The 24,067-nt window shown below is 71.9% G+C and carries 17 protein-coding genes and 1 pseudogene; 10 read left to right on the top strand and 8 right to left on the bottom strand.

From position 1 onward, the window contains the following. Positions 1-142: 142 nt before the first annotated feature. Entirely contained in the window at positions 143-1,438 is a 1,296-nt protein-coding gene (paaK, locus tag ACFZDC_RS14250) for a phenylacetate--CoA ligase PaaK (protein ID WP_391323563.1), read from the bottom strand. Between the two features lie 237 nt (positions 1,439-1,675). On the opposite strand from paaK, the gene ACFZDC_RS14245 reads away from it, so the two are divergent. Further along, a complete protein-coding gene (locus tag ACFZDC_RS14245; protein WP_391323561.1) occupies positions 1,676-2,569 on the top strand; it encodes an alpha/beta fold hydrolase in 894 nt (297 codons plus the stop codon). Here the strand turns inward: ACFZDC_RS14245 and ACFZDC_RS14240 are convergent. Further along, positions 2,538-4,493 carry a sulfatase gene (locus ACFZDC_RS14240; protein WP_391323559.1) on the bottom strand — a complete coding sequence of 652 codons (1,956 nt, stop codon included), beginning with the start codon at positions 4,491-4,493 and terminating at the stop codon, positions 2,538-2,540. The two genes, ACFZDC_RS14245 and ACFZDC_RS14240, sit on opposite strands and share 32 nt — an antisense overlap. A gap of 154 nt (positions 4,494-4,647) precedes the next feature. Then, entirely contained in the window at positions 4,648-6,270 is a 1,623-nt protein-coding gene (locus ACFZDC_RS14235) for an AMP-binding protein (protein ID WP_391323558.1), read from the bottom strand. Between the two features lie 187 nt (positions 6,271-6,457). On the opposite strand from ACFZDC_RS14235, the gene ACFZDC_RS14230 reads away from it, so the two are divergent. The 6 genes from ACFZDC_RS14230 (at position 6,458) to ACFZDC_RS14205 (ending at position 12,109) form a co-directional block, all read left to right on the top strand. After that, positions 6,458-7,258 carry a crotonase/enoyl-CoA hydratase family protein gene (locus ACFZDC_RS14230; protein WP_391323556.1) on the top strand — a complete coding sequence of 267 codons (801 nt, stop codon included), beginning with the start codon at positions 6,458-6,460 and terminating at the stop codon, positions 7,256-7,258. Positions 7,259-7,280: 22 nt separating this feature from the next. Then, positions 7,281-8,231: an OB-fold domain-containing protein gene (locus ACFZDC_RS14225; RefSeq protein WP_391323554.1), complete on the top strand. Its 951-nt coding sequence runs from the start codon at positions 7,281-7,283 to the stop codon at positions 8,229-8,231. Further along, positions 8,228-9,331 carry a thiolase domain-containing protein gene (locus ACFZDC_RS14220; RefSeq protein ID WP_391323552.1) on the top strand — a complete coding sequence of 368 codons (1,104 nt, stop codon included), beginning with the start codon at positions 8,228-8,230 and terminating at the stop codon, positions 9,329-9,331. The genes ACFZDC_RS14225 and ACFZDC_RS14220 overlap by 4 nt, the downstream gene beginning before the upstream one ends. Then, positions 9,328-10,494 (top strand): thiolase domain-containing protein, encoded by a 1,167-nt coding sequence (locus ACFZDC_RS14215; RefSeq protein WP_391323549.1) that lies wholly within the window; start codon positions 9,328-9,330, stop codon positions 10,492-10,494. The genes ACFZDC_RS14220 and ACFZDC_RS14215 overlap by 4 nt, the downstream gene beginning before the upstream one ends. A gap of 93 nt (positions 10,495-10,587) precedes the next feature. Beyond that, complete coding sequence (locus ACFZDC_RS14210; RefSeq protein ID WP_391323547.1) at positions 10,588-10,830, top strand: DUF397 domain-containing protein; 243 nt, start codon at positions 10,588-10,590, stop codon at positions 10,828-10,830. A 781-nt stretch (positions 10,831-11,611) separates the two neighbouring features. Then, positions 11,612-12,109, top strand: a complete 498-nt coding sequence (locus tag ACFZDC_RS14205; RefSeq protein ID WP_391323545.1) for a hypothetical protein — start codon at positions 11,612-11,614, stop codon at positions 12,107-12,109. Positions 12,110-12,141: 32 nt separating this feature from the next. Here ACFZDC_RS14205 and ACFZDC_RS14200 read toward each other — a convergent pair whose 3' ends face one another. Both ACFZDC_RS14200 and ACFZDC_RS14195 read right to left on the bottom strand, forming a co-directional pair. Continuing rightward, positions 12,142-14,112, bottom strand: coding sequence for an N-acetylmuramoyl-L-alanine amidase (locus tag ACFZDC_RS14200; protein WP_391323543.1), 1,971 nt, complete (start codon positions 14,110-14,112; stop codon positions 12,142-12,144). A gap of 272 nt (positions 14,113-14,384) precedes the next feature. Further along, complete coding sequence (locus tag ACFZDC_RS14195; RefSeq protein WP_391323541.1) at positions 14,385-15,530, bottom strand: phosphotransferase; 1,146 nt, start codon at positions 15,528-15,530, stop codon at positions 14,385-14,387. 290 nt (positions 15,531-15,820) lie between these two features. Here ACFZDC_RS14195 and ACFZDC_RS14190 point away from each other — a divergent pair, with 290 nt between their 5' ends. After that, the gene (locus ACFZDC_RS14190) at positions 15,821-17,314 is read left to right on the top strand and encodes a hypothetical protein (protein WP_391323538.1); all 1,494 of its coding nucleotides are present in this window, start codon (positions 15,821-15,823) and stop codon (positions 17,312-17,314) included. 68 nt (positions 17,315-17,382) lie between these two features. On the opposite strand, the gene ACFZDC_RS14185 is transcribed toward ACFZDC_RS14190, so the two are convergent. Next, complete coding sequence (locus tag ACFZDC_RS14185; protein ID WP_391323536.1) at positions 17,383-18,819, bottom strand: SpoIIE family protein phosphatase; 1,437 nt, start codon at positions 18,817-18,819, stop codon at positions 17,383-17,385. Between the two features lie 348 nt (positions 18,820-19,167). On the opposite strand from ACFZDC_RS14185, the gene ACFZDC_RS14180 reads away from it, so the two are divergent. Further along, on the top strand, positions 19,168-19,581 hold the full coding sequence (locus tag ACFZDC_RS14180) for an SsgA family sporulation/cell division regulator (RefSeq protein ID WP_391323534.1): 414 nt from the start codon (positions 19,168-19,170) through the stop codon (positions 19,579-19,581). A gap of 135 nt (positions 19,582-19,716) precedes the next feature. Here ACFZDC_RS14180 and ACFZDC_RS14175 read toward each other — a convergent pair whose 3' ends face one another. Then, positions 19,717-20,742: a Gfo/Idh/MocA family oxidoreductase gene (locus ACFZDC_RS14175; RefSeq protein WP_391323532.1), complete on the bottom strand. Its 1,026-nt coding sequence runs from the start codon at positions 20,740-20,742 to the stop codon at positions 19,717-19,719. A gap of 71 nt (positions 20,743-20,813) precedes the next feature. After that, positions 20,814-21,903: pseudogene (locus ACFZDC_RS14170) on the bottom strand (chemotaxis protein). Between the two features lie 357 nt (positions 21,904-22,260). On the opposite strand from ACFZDC_RS14170, the gene ACFZDC_RS14165 reads away from it, so the two are divergent. Then, positions 22,261-23,985 carry an AMP-binding protein gene (locus ACFZDC_RS14165; RefSeq protein ID WP_391323530.1) on the top strand — a complete coding sequence of 575 codons (1,725 nt, stop codon included), beginning with the start codon at positions 22,261-22,263 and terminating at the stop codon, positions 23,983-23,985. Positions 23,986-24,067 lie beyond the last annotated feature (82 nt).

The following is a 24,067-nucleotide window of genomic DNA, read 5'->3' as shown; positions in this document are numbered from 1 at the left end:
AGGCGCCGCAGCGGGGCCGCGGGGCGGGGGTTCGGGGTCGTGAGCCGGAGGATGGGTTCGCGGCCGACGTTTCGAGGTACGTCGATACGTCCGGGGCCGGACCGCGACCCCGCGGCCAAGGCGGGGCCGTGTGCGAGAGGACCTAGCGGGGCCGCAGATCCACGATCCGGCGGATCTTGCCCACGGAGCGCTCCAGCACTTCCGGCTCCACGATCTCCACGTCCACGGACACGCCGATGCCGTCCTTCACGGCCGCGGCGATGGACCGGGCCGCGGTCTCCCGCACCTCGGGCGTGGCGCCGGGGCGGGCTTCGGCGCGTACCGTGAGCGCGTCCAGGCGGCCCTCGCGGGTCAGGCGCAGCTGGAAGTGCGGCGCGACGCCGGGGGTGCGCAGCACGATCTCCTCGATCTGGGTGGGGAACAGGTTGACCCCGCGCAGGATGACCATGTCGTCGCTGCGCCCGGTGACCTTCTCCATCCGCCGGAATACGCGTGCCGTGCCGGGCAGCAGCCGGGTCAGATCCCGGGTCCGGTACCGGACGATCGGCATGGCCTCCTTGGTGAGCGAGGTGAACACCAGCTCGCCCCGCTCGCCCTGCGGCAGCACCTCGCCGGTGATCGGGTCGACGACCTCCGGATAGAAGTGGTCCTCCCACACATGGAGACCGTCCTTGGTCTCGACACACTCCTGGGCGACGCCCGGGCCGATCACCTCGGAGAGCCCGTAGATGTCGACGGCGTCGATCGCGAACCGTTCCTCGATCTCGCGCCGCATCTGCTCGGTCCACGGCTCGGCGCCGAATATGCCCACCCTCAGCGAGGTGCCGCGCGGATCCACGCCCTGCCGCTCGAACTCGTCCAGCAGGGTGAGCATGTACGACGGAGTGACCATGATGACGCCGGGTTCCAGGTCCCGGATCAGCTGGACCTGCCGGGCCGTCATGCCGCCGGACGCGGGGATGACCGTACAGCCCAGGCGTTCGGCACCGTAGTGGGCGCCCAGGCCCCCGGTGAACAGCCCGTAGCCGTAGGCCACATGCACGGTGTCACCCGGGCGCCCGCCCGCCGCCCGGATCGAGCGCGCCACCATGTCGGCCCACAGGGACAGGTCGTTCTCCGTGTAGCCGACCACTGTGGGGAGCCCTGTGGTGCCGCTGGAGGCATGGAGGCGGCGGATACGTTCCCGGGGCACGGCGAACATGCCGTACGGGTAGTGCTCCCGGAGGTCGGCCTTGGTGGTGAAGGGGAAGTGCGCCAGGTCGGCGAGCGAACGGCAGTCCTCCGGGCGGACGCCGGCCTTGTCGAAGGACCCCCGGTAGAAGGGCACGTGCTCGTAGGCGTGCCGGAGCGAGGCGCGCAGCCGCTCCAGCTGCAGCGCCCGCAGCTCCTCGGGCCCGAGCCTCTCGCCCGCGTCCAGCAGGTCCTTCGCATCCGCCATCGGGACTACTCCCTCGTCAGGCGCACCATCCGGGCGACCGATCATTTCGGGCGACCGATCATTCGGTCGATCTTCTGGGGGTCAGTAAATTCAGACCCCCGGGCCGCAGGCAAGAGTCCGGCCCCGATTTGTCGTGGAGGACCGGCTTGGCGGGCCATCGCCCTGTGGGGAGCCTGCCACCCGCTTCCGGCGGAAAGGCGTTGCGGCCCGGCGGGGCCGACCCGGATGATCAACCGCATGCCGACCTTCACCACAGCCGACGGAACCCGGCTCGCCTATCACCTCCGGGGTGAGGGCGAGACCCTCGCCGTTCTACACGGTGGCCCCATGCGGGCCTCCGCGTACCTCGGCGAGCTGGGCGGGCTCACCGCGCACCGCCGGCTGGCCCTGCTCGACCTGCGGGGCACCGGGGACTCCGCGGCGGCGGCCGACCCGGCGACCTACCGCTGTGACCGGCTGGTGGACGACGTGGAGGTGTGGCGCGCCCACATGGGGCTGGAGCACATGGATCTGCTCGCGCACTCGGCGGCCGGCAGCCTGGCGATGCTCTACGCGGCCCGCTACCCCCACCGGGTACGGCGGCTCCTGCTGATCACCCCCAATCCCTCGGCCCTCGGCATGCGGGCGACACCCGAGGACCGGCTGGCCGCGGCCCGGCTGCGGGCCGACCAGCCATGGTTCGCGGAGGCGTTTCCCGCGTTCCAGGCCTGGCTCGCCGGGGACGCCGATTTCGACGAGGTCTTCCTGCCGTTCTTCTACGGCCGCTGGGACGACACCGCCCGCAGGCATGAGGCGGTCGGAGAGGAACAGACCAACGACGAGGCGGCCGACCGCTACTTCGCCGAGGGCGCCTTCACCCCGGACGCCACCCGTGCCGCGCTCGCCGCCCTGACCGCCCCGGTCCTGGTGTACGCGGGCGAACTCGACGGCGGCCCCCGCCCCGACCTCGCCCGCCGCACCGCCGAGGCCTTCCCCGACGCCGTGCTCACGGTGCAGCCGGGCGCCGGCCACTATCCGTGGCTGGACGACCCGGAGCACTTCGTCCGCGAGACCCTCGCCTTCCTGGACGGGGACCCGGGCTCCGCCCGGCCCGCGCAGATCAGCGGGTCCCCGGGCCGTACGCCGTCATGAAGCGGTCGCGGAACTTGTTCATGCTCCACTGCGGGGCGTTGTCCGCGGGCTTGAGCCCCTCCGTCCAGCCCCAGCCGGCGACGCGGTCCAGCACCTTCGGGTCGCGGGCGACGATCGTGACCGGTACGTCCCTGCTGGTGCTGCCCGCCGTGACCGTCGGGACGGGCTGGTGGTCGCCGAGGAAGACGAGGACGGTGTTCTTGTCGCCGTAGCGCTGGACCCATTGGGTCAAGCTGTCCAGGGAGTACTGGATGGCCTTGCGGTACTCGGTCCGCACGCGCTTCGCGCTCTTCCAGACCTCCGTGGGGTTCGTGCCCTCCTTCTTGATCTTGTAGAAGACCGAACCGTCCCCGAGGTCCTTCCAGTCGATCGTGCGGGCGATGGGGGACCAGGGATTGTGGCTGGAGGCGAGGATGATCTCCGCCATGATCGGGTCGCGGTTCTTCTTACCGTGCTCCAGCTTCTGGAAGGCCTCCAGACTGAACTGGTCCGGCACCGGCGTCCAGCTGAAGTACGGGCCCCGGTAGCCGAGGTGCGTGGAGTCGTAGATGTGGTCGAGGCCGAAGTACTTGCCCTCGGGCCAGGACTTGCGCACGCCGGGGACGATGCCGACCGTTCGCCATGCGCCGGTCTTCTGGAAGTAGCTCGTGAGGGTGGCGCGGTCACTGGTGGTCAGGGTGCGGTACCGCTGCTGGTTCTTGATCCACGTCCCGGACAGGAACGTCGAGTGGGCGAGCCAGCTGCCGGCGCCCGTGACGGGCGACCTGAGCCAGCCGCTGCGTGCCGCGAAGCCGGCCGACTTGAGCCTGGCATCGCCCTCCTTGAGCGTCGCGTCGACCTCCGGTGCCATCGCCGGATCGTCGATCGCCACCCGGCCGTAGCTTTCGATGAAGGTGAACATCACGTCCTTGCCGCGCAGCCCGGTCAGCAACTGGTCGGGCGGGGTGTCGGCGAAGGCGTCGACGGTCATCTGCTTCTTGAAGACATCGGCGTCCCCGAGGCCGTCGCGGACGTACTGCACACGGTTGGCGAGGTACTGGGCGTAGCCCTTGGTGGCGAGGGTGACACCGCCGAACTGCACCCCCAGGGTGAAGCAGATGACCCACACGACACCGAGGACCAGTGTGGTGCGTACGGCCACGGGGCGGTGCCGGGCCATCACGTTCGCCAGCCGGACCGTCGCGAGCGCGCTCACCGCGAGCACGACGACGACCAGGACGATCACCCCGGTCACCGCGAGCATCTCACCGAAGCGGCCGAACGAGTCCTTCATCCAATCCGCCGCGTCGCTCAGCAGCACCCAGTCGAAGACCAGGTCGAACGGCCGGGCCAGCGTCTGGCGGAAACCCATGTCGAGGCACTTCAGGACGGTCGACAGCCCGAGGAACACCCCCAGCGCTCCGGCCGTGATCCGCCGTGGCTTCGACGGCAGCCCGAGCAGGAGCGCCGCGAGGAGGATCGCCTCGACGGGGAGGCGGAGGAACGACTGGACAGTGATGCGGTCGAGGCGGTTGGGCACGAGGAGTACGGCGAGCACCAGCGCGGCGGCCAGAACACCCGTACCCACCCGAACGGCACGTGCGGCGCGGGGATGACGACGGCGCCAACCGAACCAGCCGGGGCGGCCCGGCGGCGCGGCTTCGGGGACGGTGGTCTCGAAGGGGACGGAGTCCGAGGCGGTCGCTGCTTGCGTAGGCGCGGGTCGGGCGCCGGAAGCCGGTGCGCCGGCGTCCTCAGCGTCCTTGCCCGGTTCCACGTCCGCGGACGCGGCTGCCTCATCCGCGCTCACCGGCTCGGCCGACTCCGCCGGTTTCCCCACGGCCGTATCGTCCGATGTCGCGGCGGCATCAGGAGCCACGACGGCGTCGGGGTCGGCCCCCGCTGCGGTGTCCGGCAGTTGACGAGGGGGCGTGAGGTGCGGCACCCGTAGGTCCTTCCGTGCGAAGCCCGGTGATGGCACGGCAGACCGGGCCCGCAAGGGCCGGGCCGCCGACCTCCGTACGGCCCGGCTTCACTCTCCGTTCAAAGCCCCGGGTCAATCGCGCGCAAAGACTACGCCGGTCGCCGCCACCCCGCGCCTACGCGGAGGAGGCGTCCGCCGCCACCGCCACCTCCCGGGCCCACCGGTAGTCCGCCTTGCCGCTCGGGGACCGCCGGACGGAGTCCGTGATCACCAGCTGGCGCGGGACCTTGTATCCGGCCAGCCGGCTACGGCAGTGGTCCTGGATGTCGGTCAGCGAGGGGTGCCGGGCTCCCTCGCGCAGTTGCACCACGGCCGCCACATGGTTGCCCCACGTCGCGTCGGGCACCCCGGCCACCAGGGCGTCGTACACGTCCGGATGGGCCTTGAGCGCCTGCTCGACCTCCTCCGGGTACACCTTCTCGCCCCCGGTGTTGATGCACTGCGAGCCCCGGCCGAGGACGGTGACCACGCCCTCCTCGTCCACCGTCGCCATGTCGCCGAGCAGCACCCAGCGCTGTCCGTCCTTCTCGAAGAACGTCTCGGCGGTCTTGCGCGGGTCGTTGTAGTAGCCCAGCGGCACATGGCCGTACTGGGCGACCCGGCCGGTCCCGCCCGCCGCGATCGGCTCGTGGGTCGCCGGATCCACCACCCGTGTGCGTGAGTTGACCCGGATGCGGAAGCCCCGGTCAGGTCCCGAGTCCTCCGTCGCGGTGCCGTTGAAGCCGGACTCGGAGGAGCCGAAGTTGTTCAGCAGTATGGCGTTCGGGACCAGTTCCCGGAACTGCCGGCGCACGGTCTCCGACATGATGGCGCCCGACGAGGAGACGCTGAACAGCGCCGAGCAGTCCGTACCCTTCAGCGGCCCGCCGAGGGCGTCGATCAGCGGCCGGAGCATCGCGTCGCCGACCAGCGACATGCTGGTGACCTTCTCCTTCTCGACGGTCCGCAACACCTCCTCCGGTACGAACCTGCGGTGCAGGACGACCCGCTGGCCGAAGTTGAAGCCGATGAACGCGGTGAGGGTGGACGTTCCGTGCATCAGGGGGGGAGTGGGGAAGAAGGTGATCCCCGACCCACCCGCCGCGACGCGCTCGGCCAGCTGCCGGGGGGTCTTCACCGGCTCACCCGTCGGCGCCCCACCTCCCAGGCCCGCGAAGAACAGGTCCTCCTGGCGCCACATCACACCTTTCGGCATGCCGGTCGTACCGCCGGTGTAGATGATGAACTGGTCGTCGCCCGAGCGGGCCGGGAAGCCGCGCTCGGGTGATCCGGACGCCTCGGCCTCGGTGAACGGCACCGCACCGGGCACCTCGGCCGCCCCCGGGCCCACCCGCAGCAGATGCCGCAGCTGCGGCGCACGCGGCAGCGCCGCCGCCACCCGGTCGCCGAACTCCCCGTCGAAGACCAGCGCCACCAGGTCCGCGTCCCGGTAGAGGTACACCAACTCCGCGTTGACATAGCGGTAGTTGACGTTGACCGGGACGATCCGCGCCTTCAGGCAGCCCAGCACCGTCTGCAGGTACTCGACGCCGTTGTACAGGTGGAGGCCCAGATGCTCGCCGGGCCGTATCCCGCTGTCGATCAGGTGGTGGGCGATGCGGTTGGCGGCCGCGTCCAGCTCCGCGTACGTCAGGCGGCGTTCCGCGCCGGTGCCGGGGTGGTCGAGGTACACGAGCGCCTCACGGTCCGGGACCACGTCGACGACCGACTCGAACAGGTCGGCAAGGTTGTACTCCACCGCTCCTCCTGACCTCTCACGGCCTGGCGATCCACCGGTTCGCCGGTCATCAGAGCAAAGGGCGCCGCAACTGTGAAGGGCCCGCGCGAACAAACCTGACTGTCTGTCAGAAAACCCGGGAAGTTCCCTTGAAGTGCCTCCCCGCCTACTGCAACCTGTTCTCGTTCTTACCGAGGGGAGATGCGCAATGGGTGGGACGGAACACCTCACCGTGCAGCGCGAAGACGCCACACTGGTGCTCACACTCAACAGGCCCGACGCCAAGAACGCGCTCTCGCTCCCGATGCTCGTCGGCCTCCACGACGGCTGGGCCGAGGCCGACGAGGACGACGCGATCCGCTCGATCGTGCTCACCGGGGCCGGGGGCGCCTTCTGCGCCGGCATGGACCTCAAGGCCCTGGCCGGCGGCGGCATGGCAGGGCAGCCGTACCGCGACCGGCTCAAGGCCGACCCCGACCTGCACTGGAAGGCCATGCTGCGCCACCACCGGCCCCGCAAACCGGTGATCGCCGCCGTCGAGGGGTACTGCGTGGCCGGCGGCACCGAGATCCTGCAGGGCACCGACATCCGGGTCGCGGGCGAGTCCGCGACCTTCGGCCTGTTCGAGGTCAGACGCGGCCTGTTCCCGATCGGCGGCTCGACCGTCCGGCTGCAGCGCCAGATCCCGCGCACCCACGCCCTGGAGATGCTGCTCACCGGGCGGCCCTACAGCGCCCGGGAGGCAGCCGCCATCGGGCTCATCGGGCACGTCGTCCCCGACGGCACCGCGCTCGCCAGGGCGCTGGAGATCGCCGAGCAGATCAACGCCTGCGGACCGCTCGCCGTGGAGGCCGTCAAGGCGTCGGTGTACGAGACCGCCGAGATGACCGAGAGCGAGGGACTCGCCGCCGAACTCGCCCGCGGCCGGCCGGTCTTCGACACCGCCGACGCCAAGGAGGGCGCCCGCGCCTTCGCCGAGAAGCGGCCCCCCGTCTACCAGCGCGCCTGACCCATCGAAGGAGCCATCAGGCATGCCCGAAGTCCTCAAAGCCCCGCTCGTCGTCGAGTTCCCCTTCACCCGCTCCCTCGGCCCGGTCCAGAGCGCCTTCCTCACCGGCCTGCGCGAACGCGTCGTCCTCGGCGTGAAGACCACCGACGGCCGCACCCTCGTCCCGCCCGTCGAGTACGACCCCGTCACCGCCGAGGAGATCCGCGACCTGGTCGAAGTCGCACCCACCGGTACGGTCACCACCTGGGCCTGGAACCACGAGCCCCGCCGCGGCCAGCCCCTCGCCACCCCATTCGGCTGGGTCCTGGTCCGGCTCGACGGCGCCGACACCACCCTCCTGCACGCCCTCGGCGCCCCCGGCCCCGACGCCGTGCACACCGGCATGCGGGTGCGGATCCGCTGGGCCGGGGAACGCACGGGCTCCATCACCGACATCGCCTGCTTCGAGCCGTACGACGGCGAACCGGCGCAACCGGACGGCCACACCGGCGAGTTCGACGACCCCCGCACCGGGATCGTCGCCCCGGCCCGCCTCGACTACACCTACTCGCCCGGCCGCGCCCAGTCCGCCTACATCAACGCCCTCTCCGAACAGCGGACCGTCGGCGAGCGCTGCCCCGCCTGCCGCAAGGTGTACGTACCGCCGCGAGGTGCGTGCCCCACCTGCGGCGTCGCCACGTCGGAACAGGTGGAGGTCGGTCCCCGCGGCACGGTCACCACCTTCTGCATCGTCAACATCAAGGCCACTCATACGGCGAATCTCGACATCGAGGTGCCGTACGTCTACGCACACATCGCCCTCGACGGCGCCGACCTCGCTCTGCACGCCCGCATCGGCGGCATCCCCTACGACCGGGTGCGCATGGGCCTGCGCGTCGAGCCGGTGTGGACGGAAGGCGCCCGCTACCCCGACCACTACCGGCCCACCGGTGAACCCGACGCGGACTACGAGACGTACAAGGAGCTGCTGTGACCCGCGAAGAAGCCCCAGCGCGCCGCGAGATCGCCGTCGTCGCCTTCGCCCAGACCGACCACCGCCGCTCCACCGAGGAGTCCTCCGAGGTCGAGATGCTCATGCCGGTGCTGCACCAGGTCCTGCAGCAGACGGGGTTGAAGACCGCCGACATCGGCTTCACCTGTTCCGGCTCCAGCGACTACCTCGCCGGCCGCGCCTTCTCCTTCACCCTCGCCCTCGACGGCGTCGGCGCCTGGCCGCCGATCTCCGAGTCCCACGTCGAGATGGACGGCGCGTGGGCGCTGTACGAGGCCTGGACCAAACTGCTCACCGGCGACGCCGACACCGCGCTCGTCTACTCCTACGGCAAGTGCTCACCCGGCTCGCTGCGGGACGTACTGACCCGGCAGCTCGACCCGTACTACGTGGCCCCCCTCTGGCCCGACTCCGTGGCCCTGGCCGCGCTCCAGGCGCAGGCCCTCGTCGACGCGGGCCACACCGACGAACGGGCGCTTGCCGGCGTCGCCGCACGCAGTCGCGCGGACGCCACCGCCAACCCGCACGCCCAGCTCAAGGGCGAGGTGCCCCAGGGCGATTATCTCGTACGGCCCTTGCGCACCGGCGACTGCGCGCCCATCGGCGACGGCGCCGCCGCCGTGATCCTCGCGGCGGGGGAGCGGGCCCGCGAACTGTGCGAGCGGCCCGCCTGGATCCGGGGCGTCGACCACCGCATCGAGGCGCACGGCCTGGGCGTGCGCGACCTGACCGACTCGCCCTCCACCCGGCTCGCCGCCGAGAAGGCGGGGGCCTTCGAACTCCCCCGCGGCCTTGAGGGCGGGGGAGGCGCCCCCACCGTCGACACCGCCGAGCTGCACGCCCCGTTCACCTCGCAGGAGGTCGTCCTGCGCAAGGCGCTCCGCCTCGGCGACGGCGTCCGCGTCAACCCCTCCGGCGGTGCCCTCGCCGCCAACCCGGTCATGGCCGCCGGGCTCATCCGCATCGGCGAGGCCGCCGCCCGCATCCACCGGGGCGAGTCCGACCGCGCCCTCGCCCACGCCACCTCCGGACCCTGCCTGCAGCAGAACCTGGTCGCCGTACTCGAAGGGGATCCACGATGAGCAAGGAGCCCGTGGCCGTCACAGGAATCGGCCAGACCAAGCACGTGGCCGCCCGCCGGGACGTGTCGATCGCCGGGCTCGTCCGCGAGGCCGCCCGAAGGGCGCTCGACGACGCCGAGTTGACCTGGGCCGACATCGACGCCGTGGTCATCGGCAAGGCGCCCGACTTCTTCGAGGGCGTGATGATGCCCGAGCTGTACCTCGCCGACGCGCTGGGAGCGGTGGGCAAGCCGATGCTGCGGGTGCACACCGCGGGCTCCGTCGGCGGCTCCACCGCCCTGGTCGCCGCGAACCTCGTCGCGGCCCGCGTCCACCGGACCGTGCTCACCCTGGCCTTCGAAAAGCAGTCCGAGTCCAACGCCATGTGGGGCCTGTCGCTGCCCATCCCCTTCCAGCAGCCCCTGCTCGCCGGCGCGGGCGGCTTCTTCGCCCCGCACGTGCGCGCCTACATGCGGCGCAGCGGGGCCCCCGACACCATCGGCTCCCTCGTCGCCTACAAGGACCGCCGCAACGCTCTGAAGAACCCCTGGGCCCACCTCCACGAGCACGACATCACGCTGGAGAAGGTCCAGGCCTCGCCCATGCTGTGGGACCCGATCCGCTACTCGGAGACCTGCCCGTCCTCCGACGGCGCCTGCGCCATGATCCTCACCGACCGTGCCGGAGCCGCCCGCGCACCCCGGCCGCCCGCCTGGATGCTCGGCGGCGCCATGCGCAGCGAGCCGACCCTCTTCGCCGGCAAGGACTTCGTCTCGCCGCAGGCCGGCCAGGACTGCGCCGCCGACGTCTACCGGCAGGCAGGCATCGCCGACCCGCGCCGTGACATCGACGCCGTCGAGATGTACGTGCCGTTCTCGTGGTACGAACCCATGTGGCTGGAGAACCTCGGCTTCGCCGAGGAGGGCGAGGGCTGGAAGCTCACCGAGTCCGGGGTGACCGAGCTGGCGGGAGACCTGCCGGTCAACATGTCGGGCGGGGTGCTGTCCACCAACCCCATCGGCGCCTCCGGCATGATCCGCTTCGCGGAGGCGGCCCTCCAGGCGCGTGGCCAGGCCGGGGAACACCAGGTGGACGGCGCCCGGAAAGTGCTCGGACACGCCTACGGCGGCGGTTCGCAGTTCTTCTCCATGTGGCTCGTGGGGTCCGAGCCCCCGGACTGCTGAAGGCCGCCCGAAAGTCCTCCTCACATGGCCTGTCGGCCGTAGGAAGCGGTCGCTAGGCTGGCCCGCGGACGACGAATCGGGAGGAGCACGGACGTGGCCGAGAGCACCATCCAGCAGCAGCCGTTCGCGGGCTGGGACAAGCCGGAGCTGGACCTCAGCAGCGCCGAGTGGCAGTCCAGCAGCCGAGGACTGGGCGATGTCCAGATCGCCTTTGTCGAGGGATTCATCGCGATGCGCAACAGCGGCCGGCCGGAAAGCCCCTCCCTGATCTTCACCCCCGCGGAATGGGGCGCGTTCGTCTCCGGCGCACGCGAAGGCGAGTTCGACCTCACCTGAGCGAGCTCGTAGCGCGAGCCCGTTCCCGGGACAGTCGGCGGCGTGCCGGGTGGACGGACCGCCCGAACTCGGCACGGACGCCCGACCGTTGGTCCTCGGTTCGCGGGCCGGGGCGGCTTCGCCGGCCTGCCGCCCGGCTCCAACGGTTTCGCCGCCGCGTGCGACGCCGAGCGCCCGGTGGCCGTCGTCACCCCGATCCGGCGGCGAGGTGCACGGGGAGGGCCCGGCCGAACTTGGCCCCGGGTGGCCGTCGGCCCGCACGCCGAAGCCCCGACCGGGCCACCCTCGGCGTCGTCCTCGAGGAGGCCGCCCTGCGCGAGGCCCGCGTCCAGCTGATCGCCGCCTACCCGTGGCCGGCGCACACCCGGCCGCGCCCGGCCGGCCTGCCCCGGCCCGGGTCGGCCAGGACGCCGTCGAGAACGAGACCCGCTTCCTCGCCGAGGGCTTCCCCGCCTCGCACCGCAACCGGCTCGCCGGCCTCCCCGCACGCCCGGCAGAGCGGCCGGCCACCGCGTCGCCGCTTCCAGCGACGCCGACCCGGCGTCGTCGGCCGCCACCGGCGGCACCTGCTCGCGCCCGCCCGCGCGCGCGGCTCGGTCACCCAGGCGGTCCTGTCACACGCGCCAGGACCGGTCGCGGGCGTGCCGCCGGCGCCGCCGAGAAGTGAGCGCGCCGCGCCGCGGTACCGGCACGGACCGTAGCGGCGGGCGGGTGAAACGGCGGCCGCCGGGCAGGCCGCCCGCACGTCATCCATGAGGCGCGGGCACGTACCATGGGCCGCATGTCGTTCCTCCGCCGCCGCAGCGCCACTCCCGCCGGACCCGACTTCGACGTGCTGGCCATGGACCCGGGTGACTGGCCGGGCAACCTCGGCGCGGGCCTGCTGCCCGCCCCCGACGGCACCTGCCAGGGTGTCTTCCTGCGCTACGACCTCTTCGGCGGCCGCGGCCCCGCCATGATCATCGGCAACCTCCCCGAGGGCTCCCCGGCCCGGGACGTCGCCGAGGGCGAGGTCCCCTTCGAAGTGGGCCAACTGCTGCTGGCGCTGGAGAACGACGAGGAGGTCACCGTCGTCGGCACCGAGGACACGCCGGTCCTCCAGGGCGACAACCTTCTGATCGTGCGGCGTCTGAAGCTCTCCGAGAGCCGGATCTCCTGTGTCCAGTTCGACCGCAGCGACGGCGTCCTCGTGACCATCGCCGCCTGGGACCGCCCGATCACCGACGACCTGTACGCCCTGCTGAAGCCGCTCCCGGCGGAGCTGTTCCAGCAGGGCTGACGCACCGGCCCTAGCGAGCGGAACCCTCCAGGCTAGCGAGCGGAACCCTCCAGGGTGACGTCCGAGGCGCGCACGAACGCCACCCGGTGGCCGTACTGGATCTCGTAGTACAGGTCCTTGCCGACCACGACCCGGTGCGAGTCGGCAGTGAAGGTGACCGCGTAGTAGTACTCGCCCGGCACCTCATCACCGACCACGTACGTCTGCCCGGCCGGGATCGTGTACGGCAGCGGGACCACCGACTGCGCGGGGACCTCCGCCGGGTAGGCCTCCTTCTCCGGGTAGGCGCGCCCGTACACCGGCACGCTCGGGAGACCCTCGTTGGGGGTGACGACGAGGCCGGACGCCCGCACCGCCGCGGGCTCCTCCCGCGGGTTCTCGAACCAGGCCTTCTGCCCGAGGTACCAGATCGCCGTCCAGTCGCCCCAGCGGTCGGCGACCGCGTACTGCTGGCCGGTGGAGACCCTTGAGGACAGATCGTTCACCCCGTTGGTCGGATCCGTCTTCAGACCGATATCCTTGATCAGCGGCGCGTTCACGTCGTGGTCGGAGTACAGCCGCACCTCGCCGGAGCCGTGTGCCGTGCAGGGCTCGCCCTTGGTGGTGCAGCCCGTGTACACCGGCTGGTTCGAGGCGTAGTCCGGCAGGATCGTCACCAGCGCGGAGTGCCTGCCGCCCGTGCGGTGGAAGGGGCGGCCCAGCAGCTGGAAGTAGTGCCGCCAGTCCCAGTACGGGCCCGGGTCCGTGTGCATACCGGGGATGGTGGAGGTGGTCGGGCCGGGCACGTTGTCATGGCCCAGGATGTGCTGCCGGTCCAGCGGGATGTCGTACCTGCGGGCCAGGTACTTCACCAGCCGTGCCGAGGCCCGGTACATCGCCTCCGTGTACCAGGCGTCCGGCGCGGCGAGGAAGCCCTCGTGCTCGATGCCGACGGACCGGGCGTTGATGTCCCAGTTGCCCGCGTGCCAGGCCACGTCCTTCGCCTTGACGTGCTGGGCGATCAGACCGTCGGTGGAGCGGATGGTGTAGTTCCAGGACACATAGGTGGGGTCCTGGATCAGCTTCATGACCCCGTCCCAGGTGCCCTCCGTGTCATGGATGACGATGTACTTGATGCTCTGCGACACCGGACGGTCGCCGAGGTCGTGATTGCCGTAGTCGTTGTCCCCGAACTCGGAGTACGGCGCCGGGATCCACTCGCAGGACACCGACCGGGGGCACTCGGCGTCGTCCGCCGGGATCGTGCGCAGACCGGCGCGCTTCAGCTGGGCGGTGTCGGCGGCCAGGTGCGGCTGGGCGGCGAGGGTGATCCGCTGGCCGTCGTCCGTGGTGCGCTCCTCGCCGGTGCGCAGCACGTCGTACACGTCGTTCGCGTACGCCGCCGCGGTCGCCGTGTCGTCCGCGCCGGAGAAGCGGGCCACCGCTGCGTACCAGTCCCCCGGGTCCGCGCTCGGCGGCTCGCCCAGCTCCTTCTGGGTGGCGGCCAGCAGGGCGGCGCCACCGGCGATGTTGGCGGCCGGATCGGTGCGCAGCTCGGCCGCCGGACGCCCCGTCAGCTCGGCCGCCCGGGGCAGCGTCCTGAGACGGGCCGGGAGCGCCGAGTTCCGGGGCACCTCGATGTCGGGGTGCAGGGCCGCGCGGGCGCTGTCGCCGCGGGCGTCCTCGGCGCCCTCGGCGAAGTGCTCGGTCGTGGCGAGCGCGGTACGGGCGTCGGTGAGGTGCATCGGGCCGTACCCTCCGGTCACGCTGGGCGCGCCGGCGTGCGAGTCCCAGCGGGACTGGAGGTAGGAGACGGCCAACAGGACACTCTGCGGCACGTGGTACTCCGCTGCCGCCGTGGCGAAGGCACGCTGCAGCCGGCCGGCGGGGGTCTCCGCGGAGCTCGGGGGCGGGGCCGCGCCGAGCAGCGGCAGCAGCAGGGCCGCTGAGGCGAGCGTGCCGGCGGTCCGCCTCAGATGTCTGTGGCCGGGGGTGGACGTGGGGTCGGTGGCGGATCCTCGCAATGCGGCCTCCTGTGACGGGCAGGGCGTGGCGGGGCGGGCGGCGCCGAGCTGGGTCAGTCGTACCGGCTTGCCGATGGTCCGTCAATGATGCCTTCAGAGCGCTGATTTCCCACGTCACGAAGGGTTTCGGCGAGTTTCGCCGCGGCGGTGCGCGGGCCTGCGGGGCGTCAGTGGCGTACACCAGTGGCTGCCCACGAATTGACCGGTGCCCATATACACGAAGGTCCGCGGTGCGCCGCCGCTCTGGGCGCACCGCGGAGCCGTCGTCCCCGTCAGCGAGTGCCGACCGCCGCTCGCACGGCCCGGCGGGCCAGCTGGCAGTCGTCGTGCAGCCGCCTGAGAAGCAGCCGCTGTTCCTCGCCGGACGGCGCAGCACCCGGGTGGGCCGTGCCCGGTGCCGCCGGGGCCGTATCGTGCATCGAACGCTGCACGGCCGACTCGTACGTACGAATCTCCCGGGTCAGGAGCAGCATCAGGTTCACCAGGAAGGCGTCCCGGGAGGCCGGGCCCGCCGACTGGGCGATCTGGCTGATCTGGCGTCGGGCCACCGGCGCGTCCCCGAGCACCAGCCACAGCGTCGCCAGGTCGTACCCCGGCAGGTACCAGCCCGCGTGCTCCCAGTCCACCAGCACTGGACCGGCCGGTGAGAGCAGGATGTTCGAGAGCAGGGCGTCGCCGTGGCAGAACTGGCCCATCCCCTGGCGGCCCGCCGCATGCGCGATGCCGTGCAGCAGCTTCTGCAGGTCGCCCAGGTCCCGGTCGGTCAGCAGGCCGAGTTCGTGGTACCGCGAGATGCGGGCCGCGTAGTCCAGGGGGGCGTCGAAGGTGCCCGCCGGGGGTCGCCACGCGTTCAGCCGGCAGATCGCGCCGAGCGCGGCCCGGATGTCCGGCCGGGGCGGGGCCTCCAACGGATGCCGCTGGAGCGCCGCCACCCGGCCCGGCATGCGCTCGATCACCAGGGTGCAGTTGTCCGGGTCCGCCGCGATCAGCCTCGGCACCCGCACCGGCGGGCGGTGCCGGACGAACGAGCGGTATGCGGCTATTTCGTGGCGGATCCGCTCCGCCCAGGCGGGCGACTGGTCGAGGAGACACTTGGCCACGGCCGTACTGCGCCCTGTCGTCCCGACCAGGAGGACGGACCGTCCGCTGCGGCGCAGCACCTGCACCGGCGCGAACTCCGGACAGATCCGGTGCACCGAGGCGATGGCGGTGCGCAGCTGCGCGCCCTGGGGACCGGACAAGTCGAGTCTCCCGCTGAGCGGTTGTGGGCCGGGCTGCCCCGGGCCGCGCCGCAGCCGGCCCGCGCCCAGCACGGGGGCTCCCGGCCGCGCCGCCGGGTCGAGGTACGGCCCCCCGCCCGCCGGGCGGGTACGCAGGGGCCGGGGCGGAGCGGACACGGAGGACGATGCTGCGTACATGGGAGATACAGATCCCTTCGTGTGCCTGCGGTGCCTGGCTGTAAGTCCGTGCCCAAAACACGTGTTCAGTGCTTTGAGCGTGTGCGCCCACCCGGCCCGGCCGCCCGGGCACACCCTGGGGAATGTGCCCGTCACATCAAGCGGCGACCGGGTCGGGGTGGCGCGTTCCTACTCGACACCCGATGCCCAGTGGCACACCATCTGGCGCACCCTGGCGAACCGTGGCGAATAGTCGCCCGGCAACCTCCACGCGGCTACTGTCAACTCAGCCGAGAACCTGGGGGCTTGACGTGAGCGGACAACCCAACACCCGCCTGACGGACCTGTTCGGCCTGGCCGGCTGGTCGAAGGGCGAACTCGCGAGGCTGGTCAACAAGCAGGCGGCGGCCATGGGCCACCCCCAGCTGGCGACCGACACCTCCCGGGTGCGGCGGTGGATCGACATGGGAGAGATCCCGCGCGATCCGGTGCCGCGGGTGCTGGCGGCCCTGTTCACCGAGCGTCTCGGCCGTGTCGTGACCATCGAGGACCTCGGTCTGGTGCGGCACGGGCGTGCGGGGAAACGGCAGGGCGACGGGATGGAGGAACATCCCGAAGGTGTGCCGTGGGCGCCCGAACGGACCGCCGCGGTCCTCACCGAATTCACGGGAATGGACCTCATGCTCAACCGACGCGGCTTGGTGGGCGCGGGTGCCGCGCTCGCCGCGGGATCCACACTCAGCAGCGCCATGCACGACTGGTTGCACACCGACCCCACCCTGAAGGCCGACGCCCCTGTCCTCGACGACCCCCTGCACGCCGACCCCGCTGGGTTCGACCGCTATGAGGCCGCCCCCATCGGGTCGCAGGAGATCGAGGAACTGGAGCGTTCGGTCGAGGTGTTCCGCGCCTGGGACGCCGCCCGTGGCGGCGGGCTCCAGCGCAAGGCGGTCGTGGGCCAGCTCAACGAGGTGGGCGGCATGCTCGCCTACCACCACCCACCCCATCTCCAGCGGCGCCTGTGGGGCGTCGCCGCCAACCTCGCCGTTCTCGCGGGCTGGATGTCGCACGACGTCGGTCTGGAGCCCACGGCCCAGAAGTACTTCGTCATCGCCGCCCATGCCGCGCGCGAGGGCGGTGACCGGCCGCGCGCCGGGGAGGCCCTGTCCCGGGCGGCCCGTCAGATGGTGCACCTCGGCCGGCCCGACGACGCGCTGGACCTGATGAAGCTCGCCCAGTCCGGTTCGGGTGAGCGCCTGCAGCCGCGTACGAAGGCGATGTTCCACACCATCGAGGCCTGGGCGCAGGCGTCCATGGGCAAGGGACAGGCGATGCGCCGCACGCTCGGGCAGGCGGAGGACCTCTTCGTCTCCGACCGGCATGACGTGGAACCGCCGGACTGGATGCAGACCTTCAAGGACGAAGATCTGTACGGCATGCAGGCCCTCGCCTACCGCACGCTCGCGGAGTTCGACCCGGGTGCGGCCGCGCACGCCCAGTACTACGCGGAGAAGGCCCTGGCGCTGCGCGTCGACGGACGGGAGCGGTCCAAGATCTTCGACCATCTCTCCATGGCCTCGGCCTGCTTCATCGCCGACGATCCCGAACAGGCCGACCGGTATGCGCGGCTGGCCCTGATGTCGATGGGCTCGAACTCCTCCCGCCGCACCTGGGACCGGCTGCGCCAGATGTACCGGCTCACCGCCGAGTACGCCAGCTACCCGAGGATCCACGAACTGCGGGAGGAGATCAGGCTCGCCCTGCCCCAGCCGAAGGGCGGACGCGACCACAGCGCACCGGCATAGAGGCCCGTGCGCGGGGCTCCTCAGCGGATGAGCAGGTCAGTTCATGCAGCGATGACGCATGCGCTGACTCATGCGGTGACCCTGGCGACGAGCACACAGGCGTCGTCCTCACGCTCGGCTCCGCCGAACTCCTCCACGACCATGCGCACACAGTCCTGTGAGGTGCGCGCCGCGTCGAAGCGGGGGGCGAGGTCGAGCAGGCGGTCCACGGCGGTCGGCCCGGTGTGCCCGGACACCAGCCCGTCGGTGTGCAGCAGGAGGAGGTCGCCGGGCGCCAGGGTCACTTCGGCCTGCCCGTAGGTGGCGCCCCTGGTGGCGCCGAGCAGAACACCGTCCGGTGCGTTCAGCATGCGCCCCGTCCCGTCGCGGTAGAGCAGCGGGGCGGGGTGTCCTGCCTGTGCCCATGCCAGGGTGCGGGTTTCGGGCCGGTAGCGGCAGCAGACGGCGCTGCCGAGGGCGGGTTGCACGGTGGCGTCGAGTAACTGGTTGAGCATGGCGAGCAGGTGGCCCGGCTGGGTGCCGGCCATCGCCATGCCGCGCACGGCACCCAGCAGCATCGCCATGCCGGAGGTGACGGCGACACCGTGTCCGGTCAGGTCGCCGACGCTGAGCAGGGTCGCGCCGTCGGACAGCTCCAGCGCGTCGTACCAGTCGCCGCCGATCAGGGCGCTCGTCGCGGCGGGCAGGTAGTGGGCGGCCACGTCCAGGGTCGCCGGTCCCCGGTGCGGGAGCCGCAGGGAGCCGCGCCATGGCGGCAGCACGGCTTCCTGCAGCTCGACCGCGAGCCGGTGCTCGGTCTGGGCCTGCCGCTGGTGGCGCTGCAGCGAGTCACGGGTCTCGTGCACCGTCCGCCGGTGGCGCCGCAGTTCACTGACGTCACGGAACACGGCCCACATCGAGGCGGTGCCGCCGTCGGCGCCGAGCACGGGCTCGCCCATCATGTGCACGGTCCGCACCGAGCCGTCGGGCCGTACGACGCGGAACTCGCCGTCGATCGGCCTGCCGTCGACCAGGCAGTCCGTCACCATCGCGGTCAGCTTCGGCCGGTCCTCCGCGAGGACCAGGGAGGGCAGCTCGTCCAGGGTGAGCGCGGGGGCGGCCGGGTCGCGGCCCAGGATGTGGTACAGCTCGCCCGACCAGCCCGCCTCGTCCGTGAGCAGGTTCCACTCCGCGCTGCCGACACGGCTGAGCAGCGAGCCGCGCGGGGCACCGGCGGCCGGTGCGGGCCGGACGACCGGGGTGCCGGCGGGCTCCGGGGCCGGGGCGGGCTCCGGGCCGTCGCGCAGTTGCGCCAAGTGGGCGTCCAGGTCGTCGAGCTGGTGCAGTGCGAGGTCGTACAGAGCCCGCTGCCAGCGTTCCTCCGGGTCCGAACCGTCGCTCTGCGCGTCCCGCCGTACTGCGTCCACCTCGCCCTTGAGTCGCCGTGCCTGCGTGATCAGCGCCTCGACCGAGCCGCGCCCGGGCGGCTGGGCGGCTGAGCGGTCCGCGGAGACTGGGGACGGCATGACGCACTCCGATGGGTGACGGTACGGCCAGGGAGGACGGGGGGACCGCTACGACTGTCGCACAGCCCGCGACGCCCTGTAAGGGATTCGGCAACACACGATACGGTGGTGCTTTCGGCATATGCCAGAGTCTTCCTGGCGTGCTCCGCGAGTACGGATGGTGTACGCGCCAGCGGGTTCAAGTCGTAGACGCACTACGGGACTTGACCGACGGGAGAGGGCTTCGACGCAGCGCTCAGCCACATGTTCGACGCTCTGGTGTTCCATGATGCGGCGGACCGGTCGCCGCGCACCAACTCTGTCCGGATTTGGCGTCCTGGAAAGGCCTCCCGCCGACTCCTTAAAAACATGGACGTCATCATCGAGCAGCCCGCCCATGCCCGTCTCATCACAGCCGAGGACGAGGAGGTCCCGGTACCGGCCGTCCTGCGGTACGCGGCGGACGATCCGCTGGCCGTCTTCGTGGACTTCCCGCCCGAGGCCACCCTCGCGGGCGACGAAGTCACCTGGACCTTCGCGCGCTCCCTGCTGGACCAGGGCCTGCGGGCCCCGGCCGGACACGGGGACGTGCAGATATGGCCGTACGGCCGGACCCGGACGGTCCTCGAACTCCATTCGCCGTGCGGCCTCGCGCTGCTGCAGTTCCCGACCTCGGCCCTGCGCCGCTTCCTGCTGAACACCTACACCGTGGTCCCGGCCGGGCTGGAGGACGTGGCCGCGGTCGTGGAACAGGGCCTGAGCGCGCTGTTCGGCGGGGTGTGAGAGGGGTCCGTGAGAGGGGTCCGGCACGTGGGGCCGGCGACCTCGACTTCCGTTCCCGCGCCTCACCGCACCAGTGTGGACGGTGACGCTGGTCGCGCCCGTACGCCGGTCACCCGGAGACGGGCGCCGCGAGTGTCAGCGGATGATCCGCGCGTACAGGTCCGGACGCGGGGCCAGGCCGACGGCGACGCGGCCGCCGGTCTCCAGCGCCCGCACCCCGGCCTCGGCGACGACGGAGGCCGCGTAGCCGTCCCAGACGCTCGGGCCGGTGACCTCGCCGCGCCGGGTGGCGTCCACCCACGTCTGCACCTCACGGTCATAGGCGTCGGCGAAACGGACGAGGTAGTCCTGCGCCACCTCCTCGGCGGCGCTGCCCCGGGTGGTGACCACCATGGTGTGCTCGTCCCCGATCCGGGCGCTGCCCGCCTCGCACACGGCCTCGCAGCGCACCTGGTAGCCGAAGCCGCAGTTGACGAAGACCTCCACGTCGACCAAGGCGCCGTGCTCGGTCTCGAAGAGCACGAACTGCGGATCGACCAGGCCCTCCGGCGCGCCCGCCGAGGACGCCGGCCGCAGCACGGTGACCGCCGTCAGCTCCTGCCCGAGCAGCCAGCGGGCGGCATCGATCTCGTGCGACACGGAGCTGTTGATCAGCATGGCGCTGGTGAAGTGGTCGGGGGAGGCGACGTTGCGGTGGGTGCAGTGCAGCATCAGGGGACGGCCGAGGCTGCCGCCGTCCAGCAGGGACTTCAGCCGCCGGTACGCGGCGTCGTAGCGCCGCATGAAACCGATCTGGGCCAGCCGGCGGCCGAGCCGGGCCTCGGCCTCCACCACCCGCAGGGCGCCCATGGAGTCCGGCACCATGGGTTTCTCGCACAGCACGGGCAGCCCCCGCTCGAAGGCCGCGAGCAGGGCCTCCTCGTGCGCGGGGCCGGGAGAAGCGATCAGCACGGCCGCGACCCCGGGAACGTCGAGCGCGGCCACCGGGTCCGTGCGCACGGCGACACCGTCCAGGCCGGCCACCGCCTCCTTCGCCCGTTCCACGTCGGGGTCGGCCACGGCGGCCACCCTGGCACCACTCACCGCTTCGTCGAGGCGTCGTATGTGGTCGGCTCCCATGTGTCCGGCACCCAGTACGGCCACACCCAGCAGGTCACCCATGCGCGCGCTCCCTCTCACCGACGATCACTCGGTAGCGTACGTCGGAGAGGGAACGCTGCCGGGGGAGTGCCTCAGTAGCGCAGCACCCCCGCCAGGCCGTCGGCTTCGCCGAGGGTGCCGTCGGGGACGAAGCGGACCTCGGCGCCGGTCTCCAGACACTGCTCCACGATCTCGTCCACGATGTCGTCGCGGGCGTCCAGATCGCCAGGTTCGACGGGGACGAGGTGGTCGCCGAGGTCGCGAACGGTCGCGCGGAAGTTCTCCTCCACCGCGAGCAGCCGGACGCGGCCGTCCCGGGCGCTCTGCCAGAGCTCGTCCGGCCCGGCCGCGTACGTCCGGTGGCCGCGCGCCGACGTCAGCTCCCTGATCAAGGAGGCGGTGTCCCTCCGTGCCTCCGTCTCCAGCACCGGCCGTATGGCCTGCCACACCGCCTCGGGTCCGGCGTGGGCGAGCCCGCCGTGGCGTACCCGGACGGCGTCCTTCGCGGCGCTGCCGACCTCGTCCAGCAGGGAGAGCGCCGCCTGCTCGCCGGTGACGCAGAGCCGGCGGGGCTGGTCGCGCAGGAGCGTCGCGAGGGCGGTGTCCGCCTCGCGCAGGAACTGGCGCGTACCCTCGTCACGGAAGGTGCTCGGCACTTCGCCGATGCGCTGCCGGCGCTCGGCGTCGAAGTTCTCGCGGCTGCGGGTGAGAGGGAAGCCGCCCGAGCGGTCCTCGACCACCCCCTCGGTGCCGCCGCTCCACAGGGCGATGCGGTCGGTGGAGAGCGTCAGCACCCAGAAGGGGCGCTGACGGCCTGCGCGGAGACCAGGTTGCGGGTGAGGAAGGTGTCCGAGAGGACCACCCGCTCGGGGACGGTGCGGGACAGCGACCAGATCTGGTGCTCACCGGGGGCGGCGAAGATCACCAGGCCGTCCTCTGCGTGCGCCAGGTCCACTTCGGCCAGCGCGGTCGAGCTGTGCCACGACCTCGGCGCGCCGCTCCCGGGTGACGGCGGGGTCGGATTCCAGCCGCTTCCTGGCCTCGGCCACCACATTGCGCAGGCGGACGGGATCCTGGCCGTTCTCGGGTTCGCTGCGGTGGGTCGGCGTCAGCACGGACACCGCCGGGCAGGGACGCGGGCGCCGCAGTTCGGCGAGGGTTGCGGCTGAGTGCGTGCTCCAAGAGAGAACGACAGGGCGGATTCACCTCGCCGGCATTCGGGGTACAAGGGCGTCCCCGAACGCACTGTGTCGTAGATCGCATGCGCTCGGTGAGTGCTGGTCCAACTCCCTTGGACACCAAGCGTTTACCTTTGTTCGGCATCTCGACCGAACGGACTTGCTATGGTGCTACTCGTCGGTAGCGCACCGCTGCGGGGGGATCACGCGCAGCTGTCCGACTCGCGGCTCTCTCGGCGGGGACCGACTCCAACGACCCGGCAACGAGGCCGGGTTGGCAGCGGCCGACGACCCGCCCGTGCGGTCCGCCCCTTGAACTCCTCTTCCGCGCCCACCTCTTCAGACAGGTGAGACTCGTCCCATGGCACGTTCCCTGGTCGATCTACTGACCGCGCACGCCTCGAACCACCCGGAGCGCACCGCGTACCGCCATCTCGTCACCGGTGACTGCGACGGAGAGATCCAGGAACTCACCTACGACCGGCTGGCCACCCGCTCCCGGGCCGTCGCCGCCTGGCTGCAGGAACGCGGACTGGCCGGCTCGCGCGCCATGCTGCTGTACCCTCCCGGCCCGGAGTTCATCTGCGCCTACCTCGGCTGTCTCTCGGCCGGTGTGGTCGCCGTACCGGGCGTGCCCCCGCAGGGCCGCGCGCAGAACCACCGCGCGCTGACCCGGATGAAGCGCCTGGTGGCCGACGCGGACGCCAGGGTCATCCTGGGCGGCCGCGATGTGATCACCGCGCTCGACGGCATGGCCGGGCACCTGCCCGAACTCGACGGGATCGCCCGCGTCGCCACCGAGGACATCCCCGATGACGCGGCGGCCGCCTGGCGGGAACCCGAACTCACCGCGGACTCCGTCGCGTTCCTCCAGTACACCTCCGGCTCCACCTCGGCCCCGCGCGGCGTGGTGGTCACCCACGGCAACCTGCTGGACAACGAGCGGGTCATCACCGAGCGCATGGGCCACACGCCGGGCACCATCGCCGAGTACGGCCACGAGCTGTTCGTCAGCTGGCTGCCGGTCTACCACGACATGGGGCTCATCGGCCCGGTCCTGAACACGGTGTACCTCGGCGCCACCGCCACCCTCTTCTCACCCTTGCACTTCCTGCAGCGGCCGAACCGCTGGCTCACCGCCGTCAGCCGTTACCGCCCGCACACCAGCGGCGGCCCCAACTTCGCCTACGAGCTCTGCCTGAAGCACGCCGACCCGGAACTGCTCGACGGTCTCGACCTCAGCTCCTGGAAGGTCGCCTTCAACGGGGCGGAGCCGGTGCGCGCGGCCACCCTGCGCCGCTTCGCCGACACCTTCGGCCGCGCCGGTTTCCGCCGCGAGGCCCTCTACCCCTGTTACGGCCTGGCCGAGGCCACCCTCATGGTCACCGGCGGCACGGTGGACACCCCACCGACGCTGCTCGCGGCCGCCGACGGTGCCCCGAACGCCGGCGAGGCCGACGCCGCCGCCGTCGGCTGCGGCCGGCCCGGGCCCGGCGTCACCGTGGCGATCGTCCACCCCGAGTGGCACAAGGAGCTGCCCGAAGGCGAGATCGGGGAGATCTGGGTGGGCGGAGCCAGTGTCGCCAAGGGCTACTGGCGCAACGCCCTCGCCACCCGCGAGAGTTTCCGCGCCCAACTCCCGGACCGCGAGGGCCGGTTCCTGCGCACCGGTGACCTCGGCCTGCTGCGCGACGGTGAACTGTTCGTCACCGGCCGCCTGAAGGACCTCATCGTCATCGACGGCCGCAACCACTACCCGCAGGACCTGGAGCTGACCGCCGAGCTGGCCCACCCCGCCCTGCGCCCCGGCTGCACCGCCGCCTTCTCCGTGGACGCCGGAGCCGAGGGCGAACAGCCCGTCCTGGTCGCCGAGACCGCCCCGGACACCGCCGGCGCGTCCCAGAAGATCACCGACGTGATCCGCAGCGCCCTCGGCGAGGCCCACGGCCTGTCCGTGCGCGACGTCGTCCTGGTGCGGCCCGGCACCATTCCCAAGACCTCCAGCGGGAAGATCCAGCGCCGCGCCACCCGGGCGGCATACCTCGACGGCACCCTCGCGGTGGTGACCGCACCCGCCGTGCCGTGACACCGCCGGCCTCCGGCGCGCCCTTCGGCGCCGCAGGCCCCGGTCGCGGTCCTTCGGCCTTCCCCGCCGGCCGTACGCCGCC

Source organism: Streptomyces sp. NPDC007905, from assembly GCF_042959345.1.
GTDB lineage: Bacteria > Actinomycetota > Actinomycetes > Streptomycetales > Streptomycetaceae > Streptomyces.
This window is presented reverse-complemented; position numbering and strand designations above follow the sequence as displayed.

Coding starts and splice junctions, on each gene's coding strand:
- paaK (WP_391323563.1), bottom strand. CDS start 1,438: ATGGCGGATGCGAAGGACCTGCTGGACGCGGGCGAGAGGCTCGGGCCC.
- ACFZDC_RS14245 (WP_391323561.1), top strand. CDS start 1,676: ATGCCGACCTTCACCACAGCCGACGGAACCCGGCTCGCCTATCACCTC.
- ACFZDC_RS14230 (WP_391323556.1), top strand. CDS start 6,458: ATGGGTGGGACGGAACACCTCACCGTGCAGCGCGAAGACGCCACACTG.
- ACFZDC_RS14225 (WP_391323554.1), top strand. CDS start 7,281: ATGCCCGAAGTCCTCAAAGCCCCGCTCGTCGTCGAGTTCCCCTTCACC.
- ACFZDC_RS14215 (WP_391323549.1), top strand. CDS start 9,328: ATGAGCAAGGAGCCCGTGGCCGTCACAGGAATCGGCCAGACCAAGCAC.
- ACFZDC_RS14205 (WP_391323545.1), top strand. CDS start 11,612: ATGTCGTTCCTCCGCCGCCGCAGCGCCACTCCCGCCGGACCCGACTTC.
- ACFZDC_RS14195 (WP_391323541.1), bottom strand. CDS start 15,530: ATGTACGCAGCATCGTCCTCCGTGTCCGCTCCGCCCCGGCCCCTGCGT.
- ACFZDC_RS14185 (WP_391323536.1), bottom strand. CDS start 18,819: ATGCCGTCCCCAGTCTCCGCGGACCGCTCAGCCGCCCAGCCGCCCGGG.
- ACFZDC_RS14180 (WP_391323534.1), top strand. CDS start 19,168: ATGGACGTCATCATCGAGCAGCCCGCCCATGCCCGTCTCATCACAGCC.
- ACFZDC_RS14175 (WP_391323532.1), bottom strand. CDS start 20,742: ATGGGTGACCTGCTGGGTGTGGCCGTACTGGGTGCCGGACACATGGGA.
- ACFZDC_RS14165 (WP_391323530.1), top strand. CDS start 22,261: ATGGCACGTTCCCTGGTCGATCTACTGACCGCGCACGCCTCGAACCAC.